Source organism: Streptomyces sp. NPDC033165 (genome assembly GCF_055577965.1).
Genome location: NZ_JBVIPK010000004.1, coordinates 401,419 through 424,702, shown reverse-complemented (window position 1 = coordinate 424,702; position 23,284 = coordinate 401,419). Strand labels below are relative to the sequence as shown.

At 72.2% G+C, this 23,284-nt stretch carries 19 protein-coding genes and 2 pseudogenes; 7 read left to right on the top strand and 14 right to left on the bottom strand.

Annotated elements, in window-relative coordinates; all coding sequences use genetic code 11:
* Window positions 1–87 precede the first annotated feature (87 nt).
* From ACZ5WC_RS13015 to ACZ5WC_RS13000, 4 genes and pseudogenes are all read right to left on the bottom strand, one after another.
* Entirely contained in the window at window positions 88–501 is a 414-nt protein-coding gene (locus ACZ5WC_RS13015) for a nuclear transport factor 2 family protein (protein ID WP_468540844.1), read from the bottom strand.
* Entirely contained in the window at window positions 494–1,042 is a 549-nt protein-coding gene (locus ACZ5WC_RS13010) for a DUF1697 domain-containing protein (protein WP_468540843.1), read from the bottom strand. Before ACZ5WC_RS13010 ends, ACZ5WC_RS13015 begins: the two co-directional genes overlap by 8 nt.
* Before the next feature lie 145 nt (window positions 1,043–1,187).
* On the bottom strand, window positions 1,188–2,405 hold the full coding sequence (mgt, locus tag ACZ5WC_RS13005) for a macrolide-inactivating glycosyltransferase (protein WP_468540842.1): 1,218 nt from the start codon (window positions 2,403–2,405) through the stop codon (window positions 1,188–1,190).
* Between the two features lie 95 nt (window positions 2,406–2,500).
* Window positions 2,501–2,998: pseudogene (locus ACZ5WC_RS13000) on the bottom strand (extracellular solute-binding protein); the annotation flags it as partial.
* 277 nt (window positions 2,999–3,275) lie between these two features.
* Here ACZ5WC_RS13000 and ACZ5WC_RS12995 point away from each other — a divergent pair.
* Window positions 3,276–4,142 carry a phosphotransferase enzyme family protein gene (locus ACZ5WC_RS12995; RefSeq protein ID WP_468540841.1) on the top strand — a complete coding sequence of 289 codons (867 nt, stop codon included), beginning with the start codon at window positions 3,276–3,278 and terminating at the stop codon, window positions 4,140–4,142.
* Window positions 4,143–4,278: 136 nt separating this feature from the next.
* Here the strand turns inward: ACZ5WC_RS12995 and ACZ5WC_RS12990 are convergent, their stop codons facing one another.
* Together ACZ5WC_RS12990 and ACZ5WC_RS12985 are read right to left on the bottom strand one after the other, a co-directional pair.
* Window positions 4,279–4,992, bottom strand: a complete 714-nt coding sequence (locus tag ACZ5WC_RS12990) for an exonuclease domain-containing protein (protein WP_468540840.1) — start codon at window positions 4,990–4,992, stop codon at window positions 4,279–4,281.
* Between the two features lie 96 nt (window positions 4,993–5,088).
* Window positions 5,089–6,324 (bottom strand): SAV2148 family HEPN domain-containing protein, encoded by a 1,236-nt coding sequence (locus ACZ5WC_RS12985; protein WP_468540839.1) that lies wholly within the window; start codon window positions 6,322–6,324, stop codon window positions 5,089–5,091.
* Window positions 6,325–6,728: 404 nt separating this feature from the next.
* On the opposite strand from ACZ5WC_RS12985, the gene glgX reads away from it, so the two are divergent.
* Both glgX and treY read left to right on the top strand, forming a co-directional pair.
* Window positions 6,729–8,858, top strand: a complete 2,130-nt coding sequence (gene glgX, locus ACZ5WC_RS12980) for a glycogen debranching protein GlgX (protein ID WP_468540838.1) — start codon at window positions 6,729–6,731, stop codon at window positions 8,856–8,858.
* Between the two features lie 81 nt (window positions 8,859–8,939).
* Window positions 8,940–11,318, top strand: coding sequence for a malto-oligosyltrehalose synthase (treY, locus tag ACZ5WC_RS12975; RefSeq protein WP_468540837.1), 2,379 nt, complete (start codon window positions 8,940–8,942; stop codon window positions 11,316–11,318).
* Window positions 11,319–11,707: 389 nt separating this feature from the next.
* Here the strand turns inward: treY and ACZ5WC_RS12970 are convergent, their stop codons facing one another.
* Window positions 11,708–11,902: a hypothetical protein gene (locus ACZ5WC_RS12970; RefSeq protein WP_468540988.1), complete on the bottom strand. Its 195-nt coding sequence runs from the start codon at window positions 11,900–11,902 to the stop codon at window positions 11,708–11,710.
* Between ACZ5WC_RS12970 and ACZ5WC_RS12965 the strand changes: the two are divergent.
* Window positions 11,895–12,140: pseudogene (locus ACZ5WC_RS12965) on the top strand (dihydrolipoyl dehydrogenase); the annotation flags it as partial. The gene ACZ5WC_RS12970 and the pseudogene ACZ5WC_RS12965 sit on opposite strands and share 8 nt — an antisense overlap.
* A 9-nt stretch (window positions 12,141–12,149) precedes the next feature.
* Here ACZ5WC_RS12965 and ACZ5WC_RS12960 read toward each other — a convergent pair.
* Window positions 12,150–12,818 (bottom strand): DUF1707 and FHA domain-containing protein, encoded by a 669-nt coding sequence (locus tag ACZ5WC_RS12960; protein WP_468540836.1) that lies wholly within the window; start codon window positions 12,816–12,818, stop codon window positions 12,150–12,152.
* Between the two features lie 339 nt (window positions 12,819–13,157).
* On the opposite strand from ACZ5WC_RS12960, the gene ACZ5WC_RS12955 reads away from it, so the two are divergent.
* Window positions 13,158–14,069: a GNAT family N-acetyltransferase gene (locus ACZ5WC_RS12955; RefSeq protein ID WP_468540835.1), complete on the top strand. Its 912-nt coding sequence runs from the start codon at window positions 13,158–13,160 to the stop codon at window positions 14,067–14,069.
* On the opposite strand, the gene ACZ5WC_RS12950 is transcribed toward ACZ5WC_RS12955, so the two are convergent.
* On the bottom strand, window positions 14,041–15,171 hold the full coding sequence (locus ACZ5WC_RS12950; RefSeq protein WP_468540834.1) for an alpha-L-fucosidase: 1,131 nt from the start codon (window positions 15,169–15,171) through the stop codon (window positions 14,041–14,043). The two genes, ACZ5WC_RS12955 and ACZ5WC_RS12950, sit on opposite strands and share 29 nt — an antisense overlap.
* Before the next feature lie 14 nt (window positions 15,172–15,185).
* Window positions 15,186–16,589, bottom strand: coding sequence for a GH1 family beta-glucosidase (locus tag ACZ5WC_RS12945; protein WP_468540833.1), 1,404 nt, complete (start codon window positions 16,587–16,589; stop codon window positions 15,186–15,188).
* A 169-nt stretch (window positions 16,590–16,758) separates the two neighbouring features.
* On the opposite strand from ACZ5WC_RS12945, the gene treZ reads away from it, so the two are divergent.
* A complete protein-coding gene (gene treZ / locus ACZ5WC_RS12940; protein ID WP_468540832.1) occupies window positions 16,759–18,519 on the top strand; it encodes a malto-oligosyltrehalose trehalohydrolase in 1,761 nt (586 codons plus the stop codon).
* A gap of 108 nt (window positions 18,520–18,627) precedes the next feature.
* Here treZ and ACZ5WC_RS12935 read toward each other — a convergent pair whose 3' ends face one another.
* Complete coding sequence (locus ACZ5WC_RS12935) at window positions 18,628–19,776, bottom strand: M24 family metallopeptidase (RefSeq protein WP_468540831.1); 1,149 nt, start codon at window positions 19,774–19,776, stop codon at window positions 18,628–18,630.
* Window positions 19,777–19,869: 93 nt separating this feature from the next.
* Window positions 19,870–20,526 (bottom strand): nucleoside/nucleotide kinase family protein, encoded by a 657-nt coding sequence (locus ACZ5WC_RS12930; RefSeq protein WP_468540830.1) that lies wholly within the window; start codon window positions 20,524–20,526, stop codon window positions 19,870–19,872.
* A 100-nt stretch (window positions 20,527–20,626) separates the two neighbouring features.
* On the opposite strand from ACZ5WC_RS12930, the gene ACZ5WC_RS12925 reads away from it, so the two are divergent.
* Entirely contained in the window at window positions 20,627–21,019 is a 393-nt protein-coding gene (locus ACZ5WC_RS12925; protein ID WP_468540829.1) for a VOC family protein, read from the top strand.
* 161 nt (window positions 21,020–21,180) lie between these two features.
* Here the strand turns inward: ACZ5WC_RS12925 and ACZ5WC_RS12920 are convergent, their stop codons facing one another.
* Both ACZ5WC_RS12920 and ACZ5WC_RS12915 read right to left on the bottom strand, forming a co-directional pair.
* Window positions 21,181–21,870 (bottom strand): potassium channel family protein, encoded by a 690-nt coding sequence (locus tag ACZ5WC_RS12920; protein ID WP_468540828.1) that lies wholly within the window; start codon window positions 21,868–21,870, stop codon window positions 21,181–21,183.
* Window positions 21,863–23,203 (bottom strand): TrkH family potassium uptake protein, encoded by a 1,341-nt coding sequence (locus tag ACZ5WC_RS12915; RefSeq protein ID WP_468540979.1) that lies wholly within the window; start codon window positions 23,201–23,203, stop codon window positions 21,863–21,865. The genes ACZ5WC_RS12920 and ACZ5WC_RS12915 overlap by 8 nt, the downstream gene beginning before the upstream one ends.
* Between the last annotated feature and the right edge of the window lie 81 nt (window positions 23,204–23,284).

Below are 23,284 nucleotides of genomic sequence, written 5' to 3'. Positions count from 1 at the left end.
ACCCACCTCCAGACAAACGAAGGTAAGGCTAACCTAAATCGAAAGCGGCCGGGAACCCTGGCCTCCGGACGGGCGGAGCAGCGGCGCTCAGGCCCCGGCGAACGGGCCGTCGGACAGCGGATCGCGGGTCAGCGAGTCGTCGCTGAACGGCGTCGCCTGGTGGAAGTAGAGCCGCCACCCCTCCGGGGTCAGCCGCCACAGGGAACTGCGGTGCGAGCGGAGCCCCTTGGACTCCGTGTCGAAGGTCAGGTGCACCAGGTCGGGGCAGACCTGCACCCCTCGCATCCGGGACGCGGTCAGCGGGCCGGGGAGCGGGGCGTCCTCCGCGGTCAGCGACGCGATGATCGTCTCCCGGTTCCAGAGCCTGCCGCTGCTCCCGATCTCCTGGAACTCGGGGTGCAGCAGCTCGGCGAGGAGACCGGCGCAGGCCCGTACCGCCGGGTCCAGCAGGCGGAGCTCGCCTTCGATGGCTGCGGCCACGGCGGGCGACGGCTCAGACACGGGTCATCTCCACGAGTTTGGCCACGGTGTTCCAGTTACGGGTGGTGGCGGTGAGGCCCTTGGTGTGGCGGGGGCGCCCCAGGGCGTCGGCCAGCTTGGAACGGCCGAGCCCGTCGGGGGCGTACAGATACAGGCAGCGGTCGCCGAGCCGGAACTCCTCCGGCAGGAAGGCGGGGGCGTCGAGGTCCGCGAAGCGGTCGGCGTCCACGGGCCGGTCGAAGTAGGTGACGTGGAGCTGCTTGCCCGCCAGTTCGGCGGCGGGGAAGGGGCAGGCGTCGGCGACGGCCGCGAGATAGCCGCTGTCGCGGACGAGGCAGTCGACAGCGAACCCGAACCGCTGGTGCAGGGCCTTCCGCAGGTCGGCGGCGAGGGCGCTCTCGTCCTCGCGGTCGCTGCGGAAGACGGCGTTGCCGCTCTGCAGATAGGTGGCGATGCCGGTGTGGCCCAGCCCGGTGAGCACGTCGCGCAGTTCGGGCATCGGGACCCTTTTGCTGCCGCTCACGTTGATCCCGCGCAGCAGTGCCGCGTACGTCGTCGTCATGGCCACCCACCCTAGAGCGATCCCCGCGCACACCGCGGCCGCCGCGCCCCGTGGGGGAGAGCGCGGCGGCCGCGGTGGCGGGAGAACGAGGGCCACTGGACTCGTTGCAACAGTCCAACGACTGCTCCCAGCAGGACAGTTCGACCTAGCTCTTCGCGTTGGCATCGGCATCGATCTCGGCCTCGATGAGGTCGGCGGCGTGCGGTGTGCCTCCCTCCCTCACCATCTGCTCGCGCAGCCGCGCGCACCGGGCGGCCACCTCGGGGTCGTCCACCAGGGCGAGCACCGCCTCGGCGAGGCTCGTGGCGTCAGCGTCCTCCATCGGGAGGTGTCGGGCCACGCCGAGCGACTGGAGCATGTCGGCGTTGCCGAACTGGTCGACGGCCTGCGGGACCGCGACCATCGGGGTGCCGGTGGCGAGCCCTTCCTGGCTGCCGCCCGCCCCGGCGTGGGTGATGAAGACGTCGGCCTGCCGCAGCACGGACAGCTGCGGCACCCACCGACACACCTCGACATTGCCGGGTACGTCACCGAGTTCCGCCGGGTCGACGTGTGCGCCGATCTGGAGCACCACATGCCAGCCGGGCCGGTCGCCGAAGGCCGTGACGCACTCCCGGTAGAAGGCGGGCTGCTTGGTGAACGAGGAGCCCAGCGAGACCAGCAGCACCTTCTCCGCACCGGCGGGCCGCCGCCACTCCCCCTGGTCGGCACGGTCGCCCTGGCAGGCGCCGACGAAGGTGTACATCTCGCGGTCGACCCGGTCGGCGTTCGGCTGGAGCGCCTCGGGGATCAGGACGAGGCCGCGGCGCGGGCGGGCCACGAAGTCGTCGGAGGAGACATGGCCCAGGCCGTTCTCGGCGAGCCAGCCGTCGAAGCGCGCGTAGTACGCCTTGCCGCGCTCGGTCTGCTTCAGCCCGGCGGTCATCGGCTCACCGACCTCCTTCTCGTACCCCTCCCAGGGCACGAAGTTGGGCCAGAGGGAGACGGCGGGGACGCCCCAGCGGTGGGCGAGGACGCGGGCGGGATAGGAGGTGATGTCGTGCAGGACGAGGTCGGGCTCGTCGCCCACGAAGGCCTCGGCCAGCTGCGGGAGGGCCTGGATCGCGTCATTGAGGAAGGGTTCGATGTTGTCGATCAGCTCGGTGCCCCAGGCCTCGGGGTCCTCGTCGGTCGGCAGGGTCGAGGTGTAGATCACGGGCTCGGCGCCGGTGGCGGCGACCTTCTCGGCGAAGGAGGCGGGGATGGCGTAGCTGACGCGGTGTCCACGGTCGACCAGTTCACGGATGACGTCGAGGCTCGGGTTCACATGTCCGTGGGCGGCGATGGAGAACATGGCGATGTGGGCACGCGGGGATTCCGTCATGCCGGCACCGTAAACGAGACGAGACGTCTCGTGCAATCTGTTTCCGCCCCCGTTCCTCTTGTCCCTCTCGGCTTCTCCCCCTCGGCTTCTCCCCCTCAGCGCTGGTAGCGCGCCAGCACCCTGTTCCCGTCGTCTACCAGCCGTTTGCGCAGTTCACCGATGTCGATCGCACCGCTGTAGAACTCTTGGAGGGCGGGGGTGGCCACCTTGTCCTTCCATTCGGGACAGCCGCGCACACTCCGGGCGGGCACCGGGCGCAGCCCCCGGGCCAGTCACACCATGTTCGACGGCCGCAGCAGGAAGTCGATGAAGGCCACGGCCTCCTTCTTCTGCGGGCTGTCCTCGGCGACCGACAGCGTCGGCGTCGGCGTCGGCGTCGGCAGAACCGTCCAGTCGAACCCCTCGGGCGCCTGCTGGATGATCTGCTGACGGTACGAGAACCCGAGCGGCACCATCGCGTACTTGCCGCCGAAGAAGCCGGGCAGGGAGTCCGACCCGCCCATGCCCAAGGCGCTGCGGGCGGCGCTGCCGTCGGTGTTGACCTGGTCGTGGATGGTGCCGGGCACCACCCGGTCGCCCTCCTCGAAGGGCAGCGACCAGACGACGCAGACCATGATCACCCCCCACAGGGTGTTGATCAGATACAGGTTCTTCAGCACCAGGAGGAGCGGGATGGTCACCAGGGCGAACGGGAACGCCTGACTGACCACGACCCGGCCGGTCGCGGCGGTGGCGAGCCGACCCCGGTGATGCACTTGGTGCACCCGAGGCGGACGTCGTTCCCTTCCGGCCGGCCGTGAGCCTTCGTCATCGTGCTGACGGCCCGTCGGTTCGTCAAGGGCGGCCCCCGGGGGTGCGAAAATCGCACCCATGGACGAGAAGCGTGCGCGTGAGGTGCTGACGGCTGCCGGGCTTCCCGGCACGGCGGAGCTGCTCGCGCTGGGCGAGAACGCGGTGTTCGCCGACGGCGACCTGGTGATCAAGGTCGGGCGGGACGCCACCGGCCACCCCGAGCTGCGCGAGCGGGCCGAGCGGGAGGTGGCCCTCGCCGACTGGCTGGCCGCGTCCGGCGTCCCGGCCGTCCGCGCGGCCGAGCACCGGCCCCGGCTGGCCGACGGCCACCCGGTGACGCTGTGGCACCGGCTCCCCGCCCCCGTACGGCCCACCGAGCCACGCGACCTCGCACCGCTGCTGACCCTGGTGCACGCGCTGCCCGCCCCGGCGGACTTCACCCTGCCGCGCCGCGAGCTGCTGGGCGGTGTGGAGCGGTGGCTTAACCTGGCGGGCGACGCGATCGACCCGGCCGACGCCGACTTCCTCCGCGAGCGCCGCGACGGCTTCGCGGCCGCGGCCGCCGCCCTGGTCCCCCGTCTGCCGCCGGGCCCGATCCACGGCGACGCGCTCCCGCGCAACGTCCACGTCGGTCCCGACGGCCCGGTCCTGGTCGACCTGGAGACGTTCTCCGCCGACCTGCGCGAACACGATCTGGTGGTCCTGGCCCTGTCCCGCGACCGCTACGCCCTCGATCCCGCGGCCTACGACGCCTTCACCTCCGCGTACGGCTGGGACGTCCGGGAGTGGGACGGCTGCGCGGTCCTGCGGGGCGCCCGCGAGACGGCCAGCTGCGCCTGGGTCGCCCAGCACGCCCCGGCCAACCCGAAGGCACTGGAGGAATTCCGCCGCCGCGTGGCCTCGCTGCGGAACGGCGATCCGGGAGTGCGGTGGTATCCCTTCTAGGCCCGCACGCCGACTCGCTCCGAGGTTGCGCGCTGGCTGGTGCGTACGAGGGGCGTGGGCCCCTCAGTGCGCTTCCGGCCAGTTCCTGTCCCGCCATCCCCCTGAAGGGAGCCCGCACGACACCACGGGCGCCGGCTCACCGCCCGCGCGGGATCACCGGCCAGGACGGCTCGACCACGGCCGCCGGGTCGGCGGTGCGACGCAGATAGGCCTGGAGGGAGGCCGACTGCTCGGCGGCCGCCCGGATCTGGAGGGCGTGCAGCTCGGCGGGGGGCAGGGTGCCGACGGGGCGGTGCCGCTCGCCCATCCGGCGCACCACGCGCACGGCGGCCACCGCGTCCGCCGTCGCGTCGTGGGCTCCGTCGAGCGTCACCCCGTAGTGGTCGCAGAGCGCCTGGAGGGCGCGCTTGCCCTTGCGGTACTTGTCGACGTGCTTGTCGATGACCAGCGGATCGATGACGGGCGACGGCGCCCCGCCCACCCGGTCCTCGACCGACGGCAGTCCGTACCTGCGGCACTCGCGGTCCAGGAGCGAGAGGTCGTAGCGGGCGTTCATCACCACCAGCGGGACGTCCGAACGCAGCACCTCGGACACCGCCCGGGCGATCTCCTCGACAGCCGAGGCCGCCCGGGCGCCGTGCTTGCGGGCGTGGTCCGTGCCGATCCCGTGGATCGCGGAGGCCTGCTCCGGTATCGCCACCCCCGGATCGAGCAGCCAGGTCCGCTGCTCGGCGACCGTGCCGTCCGGCTCCAGCCGGACGAGTGCGGCGGTGACGATCCGGTCGGTCTCGACGTCGGTCCCCGTCGTCTCCAGGTCGAAGCCGACCAGTGTTCCCCGGTGCCAGCTCATCCGGATACCTCCTTCGTGGTGCGCTCCCCCGACTGATGACCACCCTGCCACGGGCCACTGACAGCGCCCTGCGGCACCCCCGCGGACCACGGTCCGTCAGGAGACCGGGCGCGAATCCGTCCAGACCGACTCGAACTCCTCGCGGTAGATCTCGAAGAGGCCGTGCTCGCTGTCCTGCCCGGCCCGCACCACCGTGCGCCGCCCGCCGCCGCGCAGCACCAGGACGGGGGCCTCCATGCCCCGGGCGCGGCGCAGATAGGGCTGGACGACGCCCACGGCGTCCGGGCCGTCGCCGTCCACCAGGTACGCGGTGAAGCGCGGGGTCTCGTCGAAGACCTGGATCTCGAAGGCGCCGGGGTCGCGGAGCCTGGAGCGGACGCGGCGCATGTGGAGGATGTTCATCTCCACCGAGCGGCTCAGCTCGCCCTTCTTGAGGCCCAGTTCCCGCTCCCGGCGGCGGACCGCGCTGCTGGCCGGGTTGATGAACAGCAGCCGGACCCGGCAGCCCGACTCGGCGAGCCGGACCAGGCGGCGGCCGGAGAAGTTCTGCACGAGCAGGTTGAGGCCTATCCCGATGGCGTCAAGCCGGCGCGCTCCGCCGAACAGGTCCTCGGCGGGCAGCTGGCGCTGGAGCCTGACCCGGTCCGGATGGACGGAGACCACGTCCGCGTACCGGTCGCCGACCAGTTCCTCCACGGCGTCCACCGGGAGCCGGTCGGCGGAGGGCACTCCGGTCCCGCTGCCGAGGATGTCCAGGAGGCGGGCCGAGGCGCGTTCGGCCTGGGCGAGGACCGCCTCGTTCAGGGCGCGGTTGCGGGAGACCACGTTGCGCGCGACCTCCAGCTCGTCGAGGGCCAGCTCGACATCGCGCCGGTCGTCGAAGTACGGCTCGAAACACGGCCAGTGCTGGACCATCAGCTCGCGCAGCTGGGGCAGCGTCAGGAAGCTGAGGACGTTGTCGTCGGCCGGGTCCAGCAGATAGCCCTTGCGGCGCGAGACCTCGCGTACGGCGACGGCGCGCTGCACCCACTCCTGTCCGGCGGGCCCGGCCGCGGCCACCACCCACTCCTCGCCGTGCACGGGCTCGTAGATCGGCCGGAGCACCGCGGCGACCACCGCCCGCAGACGCTGTTCGACCAGATTCAGCCAGATATAGGCGCGCCCCGCCCGCTGGGCGCGCGTGCGCACCTCGCCCCAGGCCTCCGCTCCCCAGTCCAGCTCGGCGCCTATCTCCAGGGGCTGCGCAAGGGACACCGCCCCGGGCGGGGCATCGGTCGATTCCCCCTCGTGACCTGCGTCACCTGGGGGCAGCTCGAACCCTCCCGAGCTCACCCGCGTACCGCCTTCCACTCCCCCACCCAACGATCAAGGAAGAGTACTCCGGGAGCGTGATCCGATGCAGCCCGATGCGCAGGCGACTTTCTCAACTCCCCTGCGGACGCGGCCAATTCCTTGCGGCGAGATCGGGTGGAGTGAGCGGATTCATAGTGATTGGGCACCCTGTTCCGGGCCGGCAACCGGACGCCGGGCGCGCCACGGTGTCCGTAAGCGCGTCCGGGGCGGCACCGGAGTGTCCGAAGTTGACCGGTGCGGCGGGGCCCGGCGACAGGACTCGGCCGCACCGGGCGACGTCCTAGGTGAGCGCACCGTTTTCGGGGAGTATTCGGGGAGCATTCGGTGAGTATCGGGCCGAGGAAAGCCACCGCACCCGGATCAGAAGTGGAAGAGTCTTCATCATGCAGGTCTGGCCGGGACACGCGTATCCCCTCGGCGCCACGTACGACGGCGCCGGTACCAACTTTGCGGTCTTCTCTGAGGCCGCCCACCGGATCGAGTTGTGCCTGTTGCACGACGACGGTTCAGAGACGGCGGTGGAGCTCCGCGAGACGGACGCCTTCGTGCGCCACGCCTACCTGCCCGGGATGATGCCGGGCCAGCGGTACGGCTTCAGGGTGCACGGCCCCTACGAGCCCCAGCGCGGGCAGCGGTGCAACTCCGCGAAGCTGCTGCTCGATCCGTACGCCCGCGCGGTGGCCGGGAAGATCGCGTGGGGCGAGGAGGTGTACGGCTATCCGTTCGGCAGGCCGGACGCCCGCAACGACCTCGACTCGGCGCCGCACACCATGAGCTCCGTGGTGGTCAACCCGTACTTCGACTGGGGCGACGACCGCCGCCCCCGGACGGACTACCACCGAACCGTCATCTACGAGGCCCATGTGAAGGGCCTGACCATGCTCCATCCGGGGCTTCCGCCCGAGCTGCGCGGTACGTACGCGGGCCTGGCCCACCCCGAGGTGATCGCCCACCTCACCGAACTGGGCGTCACCGCGATCGAACTGATGCCCGTTCACCAGTTCGTCCAGGACCACCGGCTGGCGGACATGGGGCTCGCCAACTACTGGGGCTACAACACCATCGGCTTCTTCGCCCCGCACAACACCTACGCCTCCTGGGGCGAGCGCGGCGAACAGGTGCTGGAGTTCAAACAGGCGGTGAAGGCCCTGCACCAGGCGGGCATCGAGGTCATCCTCGACGTCGTCTACAACCACACGGCCGAGGGCAACCACCTCGGACCGACGCTCTCCTTCCGGGGCCTCGACAACGCCTCCTACTACCGTCTGACCGACGATCAGCGGTACTACATGGACACCACGGGCACCGGGAACTCCCTGCTCATGCGGTCCCCGCACGTCCTTCAGATGATCATGGACTCGCTGCGGTACTGGGTGACCGAGATGCATGTGGACGGCTTCCGCTTCGACCTGGCGGCCACGCTCGCACGCCAGTTCCACGAGGTCGACCGGCTCTCCTCGTTCTTCGACCTGGTCCAGCAGGACCCGGTGGTCAGCCAGGTCAAGCTGATCGCCGAGCCGTGGGACGTGGGCGAGGGCGGCTACCAGGTGGGCAACTTCCCGCCGCTGTGGACCGAGTGGAACGGAAAGTACCGCGACACGGTCCGCGATCTGTGGCGGGGCGAGCCGCGCACCCTGGCGGAGTTCGCCGGACGGCTGACAGGATCGTCCGACCTCTACCAGGACGACGGGCGCCGCCCGCTGGCCTCGATCAACTTCACCACCTGCCACGACGGTTTCACCCTCAACGACCTCGTCTCGTACAACGAGAAGCGCAACGACGCCAACGGGGAGAACAACCGGGACGGCGAGAGCCACAACCGGTCCTGGAACTGCGGCGCCGAGGGCGAGACGGACGACCCGGAGGTCCTGGCGCTGCGGGGCCGGCAGATGCGGAACTTCATCGCCACGCTGATGCTGTCGCAGGGCGTGCCGATGCTGAGCCACGGCGACGAGTTCGCCCGTACGCAGCAGGGCAACAACAACGCCTACTGCCAGGACAACGAGCTGTCCTGGATCGACTGGCCCGACCCGACGGACCCCGAGGACGACCCCCGCCGCGCCCTGCTGGAGTTCACCCGGACCATGGTGTGGCTGCGCCGCGACCACCCGGTGTTCCGGCGCCGCCGCTTCTTCCACGGGCGGCCGGTGGAGGGCACCCACGACGAGCTGTCCGACATCGCCTGGTTCACTCCCGAGGGCGAGGAGATGACGCAGCAGGACTGGCAGGCGGCCCACGCCAAGGCGATGACCGTGTTCCTGAACGGCCATGCGATCTCCGAGCCGGGGCCGCGCGGGGAGCGGATCTCCGACGACTCGTTCCTGCTGATGTTCAACGCGAGCGCCGAGACGCTGGAGTTCGCCGTCCCGGTCGACCACGGGGAGCAGTGGCAGGTCGTCGTCGACACCGCACGGCCGGAGGGGGTGCCTCCGGGGACGGGGCCGAAGGTGGCCGAGGGCGAGCGGGTCACCCTGATCGGACGCAGCCTGACGGTGCTGAAACGCCCGGCCTGAACGGCGGCGGGGAGGAACGAGGGGGGTGAGCGTCCCGCCCGGGGTGACACAGATCGCCCCGGGCGGGGTACGTAGGAGTCCATGACGCCCTCCGCCACGTACCGGCTTCAGCTCCAGCCCGACTTCCCGTTCGCCGCAGCCGAGAAGGCCGTGCCGTACCTCGCCGCGCTCGGCGTCTCGCATCTGCACCTGTCACCCGTCCTGGAGGCGGTCCCCGGCTCCCGGCACGGCTACGACGTGGTCGACCACAGCCGGGTCCGGTCGGAGCTGGGCGGTGAGGACGGACTGCGGTCGCTGGCCTCGGCGGCCCGGGAGCACGGGCTCGGCCTGGTCCTGGACATCGTGCCCAACCACATGGCGGCCGCGCCCCGGCACAACCGTCAGCTGTGGGAGGTGCTGCGTGAGGGCCCGTCGTCCCCGTACGCCCGCTGGTTCGACATCGACTGGGCGGCCGGCGGCGACAAGGTGCTGCTGCCGGTGCTCGCGGGCCCGCTCGGCCAGGAGCTGGACGCCCTGGCCGTGGACGGCGACGTGCTGCGCTACAAGGACCTGGAGTTCCCGCTGCGGGCGGGCACGGCCGGGCTTCCGCTGCCAAGGCTGCTGGACGCCCAGCACTACCGGCTCGGCTGGTGGCGGCTGGCGCGCACCGAGCTGAACTACCGCCGCTTCTTCACCGTCTCCGAGCTGATCGGGGTCCGCGTCGAGCACCCCGAGGTCTTCGACGCCACCCACGGCAAGGTCATCGAACTGCTGAGCGACGGGGTGCTGGACGGGCTGCGGATCGATCACCCGGACGGCCTCGCCGCCCCCGCCGCCTATCTGGAGCGTCTGAACGAGGCGAGCGGCGGCCGCTGGACGGTGGTGGAGAAGATCCTGACCGGCGACGAGAGCCTGCCCGTGGAGTGGGCGGTGGCGGGCACGACCGGTTACGACGCGCTGCACCGGATCGACGGGCTGTTCACCGATCCGTCCGGCGCGGCGGAGCTGCTCGGCCGCTACCGGGAGTTCGCGGGCCCGCCCGGCGACCGGGGCGGCTACTGGAAGGCGACGGTGCGGCGGGCCGCGTACCGGGTGGCGACCCACGAACTGGCCGCCGAGACGGCCTGGCTGACCCGGCTGGCGGCCGGGATCTGCGGCCGCGACCCGGCGCTGCGCGATCACGCGCCCTGGGCGCTGCGGACGGCGGTCCGGGAACTGCTGGTACGCATTCCGGTCTACCGCCCGTATGTCACGGCGGGCGAGCCGCCGACCCGCATCGCGGAGGCGACGCTGACCGACGAGGCGGTACGGGAAGCGAAGTCGGTGTTCTCCGTGCCGGAGGAGGCAGCGGCCGTCGACGTCGTACGGGATCTGGCGCTCGGGCGGCTCGGGGACGGGGAGGAACAGACGTCTTTCTGCGCCCGGTTCGCGCAGACGGCGTCCGCGCTGCACGCCAAGTCGGTGGAGGACACCGCGTTCTACCGGTACGTCCCGCTGATCTCGGCCACCGAGGTGGGCGGGGACCCGGGCCGGCCGGCCGTGCCACCGGCGGAGTTCCACGCCTTCGCCGCCCGGATCGCCCGCGACTGGCCCGCCACCGGCACGGTCCTGACCACCCACGACACCAAGCGCAGCGCGGACGTACGGGCCAGGATCGCGGTGCTGTCCCAGTGCCCGCAGCGGTGGGCGGCGCTGATGACCGAACTGACGGCGGCCACGGCCGTCGGGGCCCCCGACCCGCAGCTGGCCTGGGCGGCCTGGCAGTCGGCGTACGGCTGCGCGGAGCTGCCCGCCGACGAGCTGGCCGGACGGCTGGAACCGGCCCTGCTGAAGGCGGTACGCGAGGCGGGCCTGTTCACCAGTTGGACGGAGCCGGACCCGGCGTACGAGCGGGCGGTGTCGGACTTCGTCGCCGCCGGGCCGGGCAGCGCGTCGGGGCTGCCCCGGCAGCTGGTCACGGAGTTCGCGGACGCCCTCGCCCCGCATGTCCGCGCCCAGGTACTGGGGGCGGCGCTCGTGCAGCTGACGATGCCGGGGGTGCCGGACCTCTACCAGGGCACGGAGAGCGAGTACCTGGCCCTCGTCGACCCGGACAACCGGCGCCCGTTCCGGCGGCCCGAGGCCCCGGACGAGAAGCAGACGCTGACGGCGGCCGCGCTGGGGCTGCGGCGGGAGCTGCCCGAGGCGTTCGGGGAGTCGGGGACGTACGCCCCGCTGGAGACCCGGGGCCCGGCGGCGCCCCACGCGGTGGCGTTCTGCCGGTCGGACGAGGTGGTCACGGCGGTGACCCGGCTGTCGCTGCGGCTGGCGGAGGAGGGCGGCTGGCGCGACACGGTGGTGGACCTGCCGTACCCGGGGCCCTGGCGGGATGTGCTGTCGGCCTCGCCTGGCCGGGAGTTCGCGGGCGGCACGGTGGCGGCGCGCGAGCTGTTCGCGGAGCGGCCGGTGGCGCTGCTGCGGCGGGTGGGGCGGGATGCGTAGGGGCTCACGCCTGCGGTGGGTGGGGCGGGCAGGGACTCACGACTCCGGGGGCGGGCGGGGCACGCGAAAGGCCCCCCTCCCCCTGCGCCTCGCGGAGCGAAGCACGTTGGGGCTCGCACTCCGGGGGCGGGCTGGGGCACGCGAACGCCCGCCCCGGCACCGCGCGGGGCGGAGCACGTACGGGCCCCTCCCCCGCACCGCGCGGGCTGTGGTGGTCAGGACGCCCGTACCAGCAGGGTGCGCGGGCCTCGGGTGAGGAAGCCCGCCTGCCACCGGCCGGAAGCCGTCGGCCCAGCGGATGCCGGGCATCGCCGTGAGCAGGGCCCGCAGTCCTTGTTCGGCCTCCAGCCGGCCGAGCAGGGCGGCGGGGCAGCCCGCAGGGCCGGTGATCAGGAGAGCCCGGCCGCCCCGGCGGGGAGCCACCGGCAGAACTCGCCGACCAGGTCCGCCCCGCCGTGCCCGGCTGTGCGGCGGGCCAGGACGCAGGCGGTGCGCTCGACGAAGGAGGCGGTGCCCGGGTCCGGTACCCCGCCGGCTGGCAGCGGGGTGCGGACCACGCTGCCCCGGCAGAGCCCGAGCGGCATGGTCCATGGCAGGGGTGGGCTGGTGAAGGCGGTGGCCGAGCGGGCGGGCCGGGTGCTGGGTGTCCATCTCGTCGGCCCGCACGTCTCGGAGATGATCGCGGAGAGCCAGCTCGTGGTCGGCTGGGACGCGGAGCCCGCCGATGTCGCCCACCGCATCCACCCGCATCCGACGCTCGCGGAGGCGGTCGATGAGGCCTTCCTCACGCTGGCCGGGCGGGGGCTGCACCAGCAGCACTGACCGGAGGCATCAGGCGGGCGGAAGGCCGGGACCGGGCGGCGGAAGTTCGGGGGCGGGCGGTGGCAGCTCGGGCGGACGGGCGGCGGAGGGCCGGGGCGGGTGCGGCGGCAGCTCGGGCGGGCGGTGGGCCGGAGCGGTGAGGCGGAAGCTCATCCGGCCGAAGCTCACCTGGTCCCCGTCCCGCACCGGGATCGAGCCGACGAGCCGCTGTCCGTTGACCCAGGTGCCGTTGGTCGAGCCGAGGTCGCGCAGCACCCAGCGGCCGTTCTGCACGGTCAGTTCGGCGTGCAGCCGGGACACCGTCTCGTGGTTGAGGCGCAGCCCGTTCGCCGGGTCGCGGCCGACGAGCAGCGGGTGGGGGCTCGGGGCGGGGAGCAGCAGCTTGGGGAGCCGCTCGGTCTGCCAGGCCCGGCGCAGCCTGCCGGGGAAGGCGGAGATCCCGCCGACCGCTCGGACGAGCCCCTGCGACCAGCGGCTGCCGCCGGTCTCCAGGTCGGAGGTGAGGGCGGCCAGTTCCTCGGGGCGACGGGCGACGAGGGCGAGCTCCATGCGGCGCATGAACGTGTCGTGCGACAGCTTGCCCTGTGCGGCACCCTCTCTGAGCACGCCGAGGACACGGTCGCGCTGGGCGTCCGACAGCCGAGCGGGAGACGTGTGGAACTCGAAGGAGGATGTCACACGGTCGATTGTCGGCCCGAGGGGCCCGGGGTGTCCAGGCGAGCCGGGTTTCCTCCCGCGCTGACCTGCGTGGCTCCCACGCGGGGCCGCTTGCCCGGTGCTCAACACAGGTCGGGGACCTGCCCCGTTGAATCCGGTGGACAGCGGGCGCGGGCAACGGCTACGGTCGGCACCGGCATCCGGCCCAGTCGTGAAAGGAGGTGGGACCGTGCGTGAGCACACCACCGGCAACACCGGCATCCGCAGCTTCTCACCCCCGCGTTCCCGCCCCGTCCACCGGGCGGTGTCGGACTCCGTCTGACCGGGAGCGCGGCACTTCGTCTCCGGAGGACACCTTCCATGACCGATCTGGTCATTCGCGCGCTCACCCCGAGCGACGCCGATCTTTTCCACTCTTTTCAGGACGCCGCTCTCGTCGGCCGCGGAGCGTTCGGCCATCGTTACGCCACCGTGGCGGACGGCGGCGAGTACCGTCCCGACTGGTCCTGGGTCGCCCTGCGCGAGAACACCGTGGTCGCCAGGGCCGCCTGGTGGGGCGGGCCCGACGACACCGAGCCCGTCGTGCTCAACTGGTTCGACTTCGCGGACGGGGAGGCGGAGGCGGGCGCCGAACTCCTGCGCCGCGCCCCGTTCGACAAGGAGTACGAGCTGATCGCGCCCGCCAAGTGGCGGGACGATCCGGCGGTGCGGTCCGCCGTCGAGGCGCGGGTCGCCGCCGCGACGGCGGCCGGCATGAAGCCGCTGGTCGAGCGCTACCGCTACCGGTGGACCCCCGACTGCCCGCTGCCGGAGCGGACCGGGCGGCTCACCTTCCGCCCCGAGCCGGACGACACGGTCATCCTCGATGTGCTGCGCCGCGTGCACTCGGCGACCCTGGACGCCCACGCCCGCAAGGCCATCGAGGGCCCCGGCGGTCTGGAGGCGGCGGCCCAGGAGGAGTTGGACTTCTTCCACTGGTGCCCCTCGCCGCGGGAGTGGTGGCGGCTCGCGTACACGCCGGACGGCGAGGTGGCGGGCATCCAGGTGCCCGCGCACAACCCGTCGGGGCCCTGCGTCGGCTTCATCGGGGTCGTGCCCGAGGCGCGCGGGCACGGCTACGGCTACGACCTGCTGGTGGAGTGCACGCGCTTCCTCGTCGAGCAGGGCGCCGAGTTCGTCGCGGGTGCGACGGACCGGGGCAACGTGCCGATGGCCGCCGCGTTCGCCCGCGCCGGGTACCCGATCACCCAGGAATGGGTCCATCTGGTGTGAGGGCCCCGGCCTCCTCGGCCAGCCACTCCAGGCGGAGTTGCTGCTCGGCGGGGATCGTCGCGTCCTCGCCGCGCGGCCCCACGTTGAGCAGCACGTTTCCGCCGTCGGCCGCCGTGTCGCGGAGCAGGGTGGACAGCGTGGGACGGTCGATGAAGGCGTCCGGGGCGGAGTCGCGGTTGTAGCCGAAGCTGTGGTCGACGCCCCGGGTGATCTCGTACGGGTCTGAGCCGGTGTAGCGGGCGTACTCCGGGGTGCGGAAGTCGAAGACGGGCGGTGTGCGCGGGACGAAGCCCTCGCCCTGTGCCACCGTCCGGCGGTCCCACCAGTTGTACAGCGCCTTCGCGCCCGGGAGGCGCAGGCCCCGCCAGTGCGGTGCGTACGGCAGCAGACGGTCGTTCACGACGCCGTGCGGGACGGTGAAGCGGTAGAAGTCGACCAGTGAGCGGATCTCGGTGGCGGAGGCGGGCCAGGCGATGTCGTTCCAGAGGATGTCGGGGCGGTAGCGGCGGATCAGCTCGCGCAGCTGCGCGTCGGCGTAGGCGGGGTAGCGGCCGCGCGGGACGGCGGAGAACATGTCGGCGGCGGTGCCGATGGGCCGGTCGTCGAAGGTCCAGTCGAGCCCACCGGAGTAGTAGACGCCGAAGCGAAGACCCTCGGCCCGTACGGCTTCGGCGAATTCTCCGACCACGTCCCGGGTGGTGTGCCAGCCGGTGCGGTGGGGGTTCTCCGTCTTCGAGGGCCAGAGGCAGTACCCGTCGTGGTGCTTGGCGACCAGGACCGCGTACCCCGCGCCCGCCTTCCGGAAGGAACTGGCCCAGGCGGCCGGGTCCCAGGCGGCGAGCCCGTCCTCGAAGTCGCGGCCGAAGTCCGTGTAGGGGCGGGTGCCGTAGGTGGCGCGGTGATGGGCGGCGACCGGGGAGCCGGGGAAGCGGAGCGCGTTCTCGTACCACTCCGCGTATGAGGTCCAGCCGAGCGGCGCACGCCGGCCCGCCGCCGGGAGTTCGGCGGCGGGGACGTGGGGCGGGGCCCAGCCGGGGACGGAGGCGGGTGTCCAGTGAACGAAGATCCCCAGCCGGGCCCGGGACCACCATGAAGCGACCATGGCGGGAGTATTGATCATGGGGGCGGCGCTGCGTAAGTCCCCTCGGCCGCTTCGTTCCCCTTCTGCTGCTTCTGCTGCTTCTGCGCGCGGATCAGGTCGCGGTACCAGGCGTACGAGGCCTTCGGCGTACGGGTCAGCGTCTCGTAGTCGATGTGGACCAGGCCGAACCGCTGGGAGGCCCCCTCCGTCCACTCGACGTTGTCGGTGAGCGACCAGGTGAAGTAGCCGCGTACGTCCACCCCGGCGTCCATCGCCGCGCGCAGGGCGGTGAGGTGGCTCTCCAGATAGGCGATACGGCGGTCGTCGGCGTGCGGTTCGTCCAGGGCGCAGCCGTTCTCGGTGATGAGGAGCGGGGGGAGCCGGTCGCCGTAGCGGGTGTGCAGCCGGGTGAGGATCTCGGTCAGCCCCTCGGGGACGACGGGCCAGCCGAATCCGGTCTTCTCGTACCCCTCGATCTCCCTTATGCCGAAGGGGAGTCCGGTGGGGATCGTGAAGCCGGAGAAGGTCTCCAGCGCCTCCGGGCGGGGAGCGCCGACCAGGGTGGGGTTGTAGTAGTTGACGCCGTACCAGTCGAGCGGCGTGGAAATGACCTTCAGGTCGTCGGCGACCGGTCCCGGCATCAGCGCGGCGAGGTTCTCGTCGGGGTAGCGGCCGGTGAGGATCGGCTCGGCGAACAGCCAGTTGGTGAGCGTGTCGTACAGCTCCGCGCCGAAGCGGTCCTCGTCGGTGTCCCCGGCCGTCCAGACCGGGGCGTGCGAGAGGGCGGCGCCGATGTTGTCCGCGCCCGCCGCGCGCAGGGCCCGTACGGCGAGGCCGTGGGCGAGGAGCTGGTGGTGGGCGGCGGGCAGGGCGTCGAAGAGCAGGGTGCGGCCGGGGGCGTGCTCGCCGAGCGCGTAGCCGAGCAGGGTGACCTCGGCGGGCTCGTTGATGGTGATCCACATCGGGACGCGGTCGGCGAGGCGCTCGGCGACGATCCCCGCGTACTCGGCGAAGCGGTGGGCGGTGTCCCGGTCGAGCCAGCCGCCCGCCTCCTCCAGCGGGAGCGGGGTGTCCCAGTGGTAGAGGGTCGGGGCGGGGGTGATGCCGTGGGCGCAGAGCTCGTCGACGAGCCGGTCGTAGAAGTCGAGCCCGTCGGCGTTGACGGCTCCGCTGCCGCCGGGCACCACGCGGGGCCAGCTGACGGAGAACCGGAAGGCGTCGGCCCCGAGGCCCGCGAGGAGGGCGACGTCCTCGCGGTAGCGGGTGTGGAAGCCGGTGGCCCGGGTGGTGTCGGTGCCGTCCTTGATCCGGCCGGGCAGCGCGGCGAAGGCGTCCCAGCCGGAGGGGCCCTTGCCGTCCGCGTCGACCGCCCCTTCGGTCTGGAAGGCGGAGGCGGAGGCTCCCCAGAGGAAGCCCGGCGGGAACAGCGGTACGGTCATAGCGGCCTCCAGCAGCCGTACGTACGAGCAGAGCCAGTACGTATGAGCAGAACCTGTATGAGCGGGAACCTCGGCGGGCAATGATCAGGACCAGACCTTAACGGCCGGTGACGGGCTCGTTCCAGAGGCCGGAGCCGTGCAGGGCCTGTCCAGGGACGAGGAGTGGTGGATGCAGTTCGAGGTGTGGGCCCCCGAGGCGGACTCGGTCGTACTGGAGGCGGCGGACGTCCGCTCCCCGATGGAGCGCGATCCGCTGCGGGAGGGGTGGTGGGGCGTCGAGGCGGAGGCGGCGGACGGGGACCGCTACGGGTTCCGGTTGGACGACGGGCCGCTGCTGCCCGATCCGCGCTCGCGGCGCCAGCCGGACGGGCCCGACGGGCCGAGCGCGGTCGTCGACCAGGAGGCGTACGCCTGGCGCAACGGGTGGGCGGGGCGACGGCTGAACCGCGCGGTCCTGTACGAGCTCCATGTGGGGACGTACACCCGGGAGGGCACGTTCGACGCGGCGGCGGCCCGGCTGGGCCATCTGGCGGAGCTGGGCGTCACCCATGTGTCGCTGATGCCGGTCTGCCCGTTCCCCGGCACCAACGGCTGGGGGTACGAGGGTGTCTCGCTGTGGGCGGTCCACGAACCGTACGGCGGGCCGGAGGGCCTCAAGCGCTTCGTCGACACGGCGCACGGGCTGGGGCTCGGCGTGGTCCTGGACGTCGTCCACAACCACCTGGGCCCGTCCGGCAACCATCTGCCCGCCTTCGGCCCGTACTTCACCGACACCCACCACACCCCGTGGGGCGCGGCGGTCAATCTGGACGCGCCGGGCTCGGACGAGGTGCGGGCGTTCCTGCTGGGCAGTGCGCTGGCCTGGTTGCGGGACTACCGGCTCGACGGGCTGCGGCTCGACGCGGTGCACGCGCTCGCCGACACCCGGGCGCTCACCTTCCTGGAGGAGTTGTCCACGGCCGTCGACGCGCTCGCCCTGGAGCTGGGCAGGCCGCTCGGCCTCATCGCCGAGTCCGACCTCTGCGACCCGCGCACCACCACCCCCCGCACGGCGGGCGGCCTGGGACTGCACGCCCAGTGGAACGACGACTTCCACCACGCGCTGCACACCGCGCTGACCGGCGAGTCCCAGGGCTACTACGCGGACTTCGCCCGTGCCCCGCTCGCCGCCCTGGCCAAGACGGTGACGTCCGCGTTCTTTCACAACGGGACCTACTCCAGCTTCCGGGGCCGCACCCACGGCCGCCCGGTCGACGTGAGCCGCTCCCCGGCGCACCGCTTCGTCGGGTACGCGCAGACCCATGACCAGATCGGCAACCGGGCGCTCGGCGACCGGCTCGCCGCCTCGCTCTCCCCCGGCCTCCAGGCATGCGCGGCGGCGCTCGTGCTGACCGGGCCCTTCACGCCGATGCTGTTCATGGGCGAGGAGTGGGGTGCGCTCACACCCTGGCAGTTCTTCACCGACCACACGGACCCGGAGCTGGCGGAGGCCGTACGCGTCGGCAGGCGGCGGGAGTTCGGGGCGCACGGCTGGGCGGAGGAGGAGATCCCCGACCCGCAGGACCCGGCCACCCGGGACCGCTCCTGCCTGGACTGGTCCGAGCCGGAGCGCGAACCGCACGCGCGGCTGCTCGTCTGGTACCGCGAACTGATCGCGCTGCGGCGGACGTTGCCCGATCTGCACGATCCCGACCTGGCCTCGGTGAAGACCGCGTTCGACGAGGACGCGCGCTGGCTGGCGTACCGCAGGGGCGATCTGCGGATCGCGGTGAACCTGGCGGACAAGCCCGCCGCGATCCCGCTGGGCTGGGGCCGCCACCGGCGGGCCGGGGGGCGAGTACTGGCGGCCTGGGAGCCGGTGGAGGCGCCGGGGGCGGACGGGGTGCTGCATCTGCCGCCGGAGTCGTGCGTGGTGCTGGCGGACGACTGAGCCGCGCGCCGGACCCGGGGGCCGGGGGCCGGGGCCCACGACTGAACCGTGCCGGACCCCGGGGCCGACGACCGAACCGTGCCGGACCCGAGGGGGGGCCGGGGCGCGCTACTCCACGACGGCCAGTTCGCGGGCGGTGGTGTTCAGCCGCCGTCCGCCGTCCTCGGTGACGGCCACGATGTCCTCGATCCGGACGCCGAACCGGCCCGGGAGGTAGACGCCCGGCTCCACGGAGAAGCACATGCCGGGGACGAGCGGCTGCTCCTCGCCCTCGATCATGTAGGGCGGCTCGTGGGTGGTGACGCCGATGCCGTGGCCGGTGCGGTGGATGAACCGGTCGCCGTAGCCGAACTCGGTGATCACCGCGCGGGCGGCCCGGTCGATCTCCTGGCAGGCGACTCCGGGCCGGACGGCGGCGCAGCCCGCCTGCTGGGCCTCGCGGACGATGTCGTGGACCCGCTGCTCCTCGGCGGTGGGCTCGCCGACATGGACCGTACGGGAGGTGTCGGAGCCGTAACCGTGCTTCAGGCCGCCGAAGTCGAGGACGACCATGTCACCCCGCTCGATGGTACGTGTCCCCGCCTCGTGGTGCGGGTTGGCCCCGTTGGGGCCGGAGCCGACGACGGTGAAGTCGACCTGTGAGTGTCCGAACTCCCGGAGCAGGGCGGCGAGATCGGTCGCCACGTCGACCTCCCGGCGGCCGGAGAACCTGACCTTCAGGATCTCCTCGTACGCGGCATCGGCGGCGGCCCCGGCGGCCGCGAGCCGTTCCAGCTCGGCGACGTCCTTCACCGCGCGGAGCATCGGGAGCGCCTCGGTGAGCGCGGTGTAGGAGGTGCCGGGCAACTCCCGCTGAAGGCCGAGGAGATGCATCGCCCAGGTGTTGTCGCTGACGCCGAAGCGGCCCCCGGCGTCCAGCAGCGGGGCGGTCACCGCGTACGGGTCCTTGCCGTCGGTCCAGTCCCGCAGGGTGAGCGCGGGCGCCCCGGTGGCGGCGGCCGCGTCGGGCGCCTCCAGGGTCGGGACCACGAGGACCGGGTCCTGCCCGGCCCGCAGCACGAGGAGCGTGAGGCGTTCGGTGCTCACGGGCCGGTAGCCGGTGAGGTGGACGAGGTCGGGCCCCGGCGCGACGATCACCCCGGCGAGCCCGGCCTCGGCGGCGGACTCGGCGGCCCGCGCCATCCGGGCCCGGTAGTCGTCGGCGGTGAAGGGCACGGGCGGGGCGGACCGCTGGGCGGACGGGCTGGTGCTGGGCATCGTGACTGACCTCCTGGCAACACTGCTCGGCTCGGCACACAGCATCCTGCCCGTTGGGCGGGGCGACCGCGACCGGCTCGGGCCGGACACGGCCTAGCGCTCGCGCGTCGGCTGCCGCACGATCAGGTCGGCCCGGCCGCGGCCGCTGAGCACCAGCCGGGCGTTCGCCTCGTCGGACCGTGCGACCCACTCGCGTGCGTACGGACGGGGCTTGCCGTACCGCACATGGCGCTCGACGAGCCGGTGCACCCGGATCTCCGGGTCGAGGTCCAGGAACCACACCTCGTCGAGCAGCCCGCGCACCGGCGCCCACGGCCCGTCCTCCAGCAGCAGGTAGTTGCCCTCGGTGATGACGAGCGGCACGTCCGGCGGTACGGCCAGGGCCCCGGCGACCGGCTCCTCCAAAGCCCGGTCGAAGGCCGGTGCGTACACCGGATGGACCGGGTCCGGGTCGCGCAGCCGCCGCAGGAGCGCCGCGTACCCGGCCGCGTCGAAGGTGTCGGGGGCGCCCTTGCGTTCGGCGCGGCCGAGGCGGTCCAGCTCGGCGGCGGCGAGGTGGAAGCCGTCCATGGGGACGAGGACGGCACGCCCGTCCAGGGTGGCCACCAGGCGCTCGGCGAGTGTGGACTTCCCGGCTCCGGGCGGGCCCGCGATCCCGAGGACCCGCCGCTGCCCGCCCTCCGCGAGCGCGCGGGCCCGGTCCGTCAGCGCGGCCCGGCCGCCGGTGGTCGTACCGTCCAGGAAGTCCATGCGGGGCATTGTGCGGGGCGGGGGCCGAAAGCGTTAGTGTTACGTATAACTACTTCTGCCTCACGCCTCTTGCCCGCCTCGTGCCTGTGGAAGGACCCTCATGTCCCATATCGCCCTGGTCACCCTCGTCGTCCGCGACTACGACGAGGCCCTCGCCTTCTACCGCGACGCGCTCGGGTTTGAACCCGTGGAGGACACCGACCGGGGCGACGGCACCCGCTGGGTGGTGGTGCGCCCGCGCGGGGCGGCGGCCGGTACGGGGCTGCTGCTGGCCCGTGCCAAGGACGAGGACCAGGCCGCACGGGTCGGGGCGCAGACCGGCGGGCGGGTCGGCTTCTTCCTGCACACCGAGGACTTCGCGGCCGACCACGCCCGGATGACCGCGGCCGGGGTGCGCTTCCTGGAAGAGCCGCGCCACGAGACATACGGCTCGGTCGCGGTCTTCGAGGACCTCTACGGCAACCGGTGGGACCTGTTGCAGCCCGCGAACTGACCCGGAACGCGGGTCGGGCGACGACAGCGCGCACCACGGCCGGCTTCCCGCGCATCAGCACTGTCCTTCCGGATTCGGGCGACATGGTGCTTCTCTTGCGCTTGCGCGTAGGGATGATATTGCGAGAACCGTGGGGAGCTGGGTCGTTGCCGGTACAGGCCCTACTGGAGTTCGCTGAAGCGTTCGGTCGCCCGGGTGCGTCCGGCGACGATGATGGTGTCGTCCGCCTCGACGACCGTTTGGGGAGTGGCATAGGTGAAGCCTTCCCCGGGGCGCTTGATGGCGACGACCGTGATGCCGTGGCGGGAGCGGACTGCGCTGTTGGAAAGGGGCAACCCGATGATGTCGGCGGGCGGGTTCGTTTTGACCATGGCGAAGTCGTCCTCGAACTCGATGTAGTCGAGCATGCGGCCCCGTACGAGGTGGGCGACGCGCTGGCCCATGTCGTGTTCGGGATAGACGACGTGGTGGACGCCGAGCTGGGTGAGAATGCGGCCGTGGGCTTCGCTGATGGCCTTGGCCCAGACGTTCTCGATGCCGAAGGAAACCAGCAGCGAGGCGGTGAGGATGCTGGCTTCGAGGTCGGTGCCGATGGCCACGACGGCACGGTCGAACTCGTGGACACCCAGCTGACGCAGGGCGTCCTCCTTGGTGGAGTCCGCCCGCACGGCATGGGTGAGGGCACCTGAAAGGCCCTGGACCACCTCCGCGCTCTCGTCGATGCCGAGCACTTCGGTGTCCTCGTCGACGAGTTCGAGCGCCAGGGCGCGGCCGAAGCGGCCCAGGCCGATGACGACGACGGAGCCCCGCACTCCTGTACGGCGCTTCCTGGGGTTGGGTTTCCTAGCCAATGATGGGTCTCTCCTCGGGCAGGTCGTACAGGCGGTGGCGGGTGCGCAGGGCGAGGGCTGAGGCGACGGTGATGGGGCCGAGCCGGCCGATGAACATCAGCGCGATCAGCAGCAGCTGCAGGCCGGGGGGCAGGTCGGCGGTGATCCCGGTGGACAGGCCGACGGTGGCGAACGCGGAGGTGACTTCGAACAGCGACTCGTCGAGGCTGTGGTCGGAGAAGACCATGAAGGCAACGGTGGTGATGGCCACGGCGGCCACGGACAGCAGGACGACGGTGAGGGCCTGGCGCTGGAGGTCGCCGTGCAGACGGCGGTGGAAGATGTTGACTGCGCCCTCGCCGCGGATCTCGGCGTATATGACAAAGAACAGCACGGCGAAGGTGGTGACCTTGATGCCGCCGGCGGTGCCCGCGCTCGCCCCGCCGATGAACATGAGCACGTCCGTGCCCAGCCAGCTCGCGGGGTTCATCTGAGATGTGTCGATGCTGTTGAATCCGGCGGTGCGCGGCATGACGCCCTGGAAGAACCCTGCCAGCAGTTTCCCCGGAACGTGCAGGGGGCCGAGCGTGGCCGGGTTGGACCATTCGAGGGCGGTGATGAAGGCGCTGCCGCCGACCAGGAAGACGCCGGTGGCCCACAGCACGATCTTGGTGTGCAGAGACCAGCCGCGCGGCTTACGGAACCGACGGCGCAGCTCGAACAGGACCGGGAAACCCAGTCCGCCGGCGATGACGGCCAGGGCGATGGGCAGGCAGATCCACGGGTCGGTGACGAAGCCGATCAGACTGTCGGAGTACAAGGCGAATCCGGCGTTGTTGAACGCCGAGACGGCGTGGAAGAGACCCAGCCAGGCCGCTCGCGGCCAGGGCTCGTCGTAGGCGATCGCGAACCGCAGGGCCAGTGCCAGGGCGGTGACGGCCTCCAGCAGGAGACTGACCTTGACCACACCGGTCACGACCGAGCGGACGTCGCCGAGCCCAAGCGTCTTGGTCTCCGCGGCGGCCGTCATCCGCGCTTTGAGGCCCATGCGGTGGGAGACCAGGAGTACCAGCAGGGAGGCGAAGGTCATGATGCCGAAGCCGCCCACCTGGATGAGCGCCAGAATCACGGCCTGGCCGAACCCGGTCCAGTATCCGGGTGTGTCCACCACGATCAGGCCGGTCACACACACTGCGGAGGTGGAGGTGAACAGCGCCTCCAGCACACCGGCACCACCGGGCCCGGCCTTGGCCACCGGCAGCATCAGCAGGCCGGCCCCGGCCGCGATCGCTGTGGCGAAACCGGCCACGACCACCTGCGCCGGATGGCGAAGACGCGGCCACCGCGGCGTCACCACCTCAAGCCCTCCACCCTGCGGGCGGGCACCACGATTGTTCGCACTGGAAAACGATAGACAACCTTGACGCCGACTTCG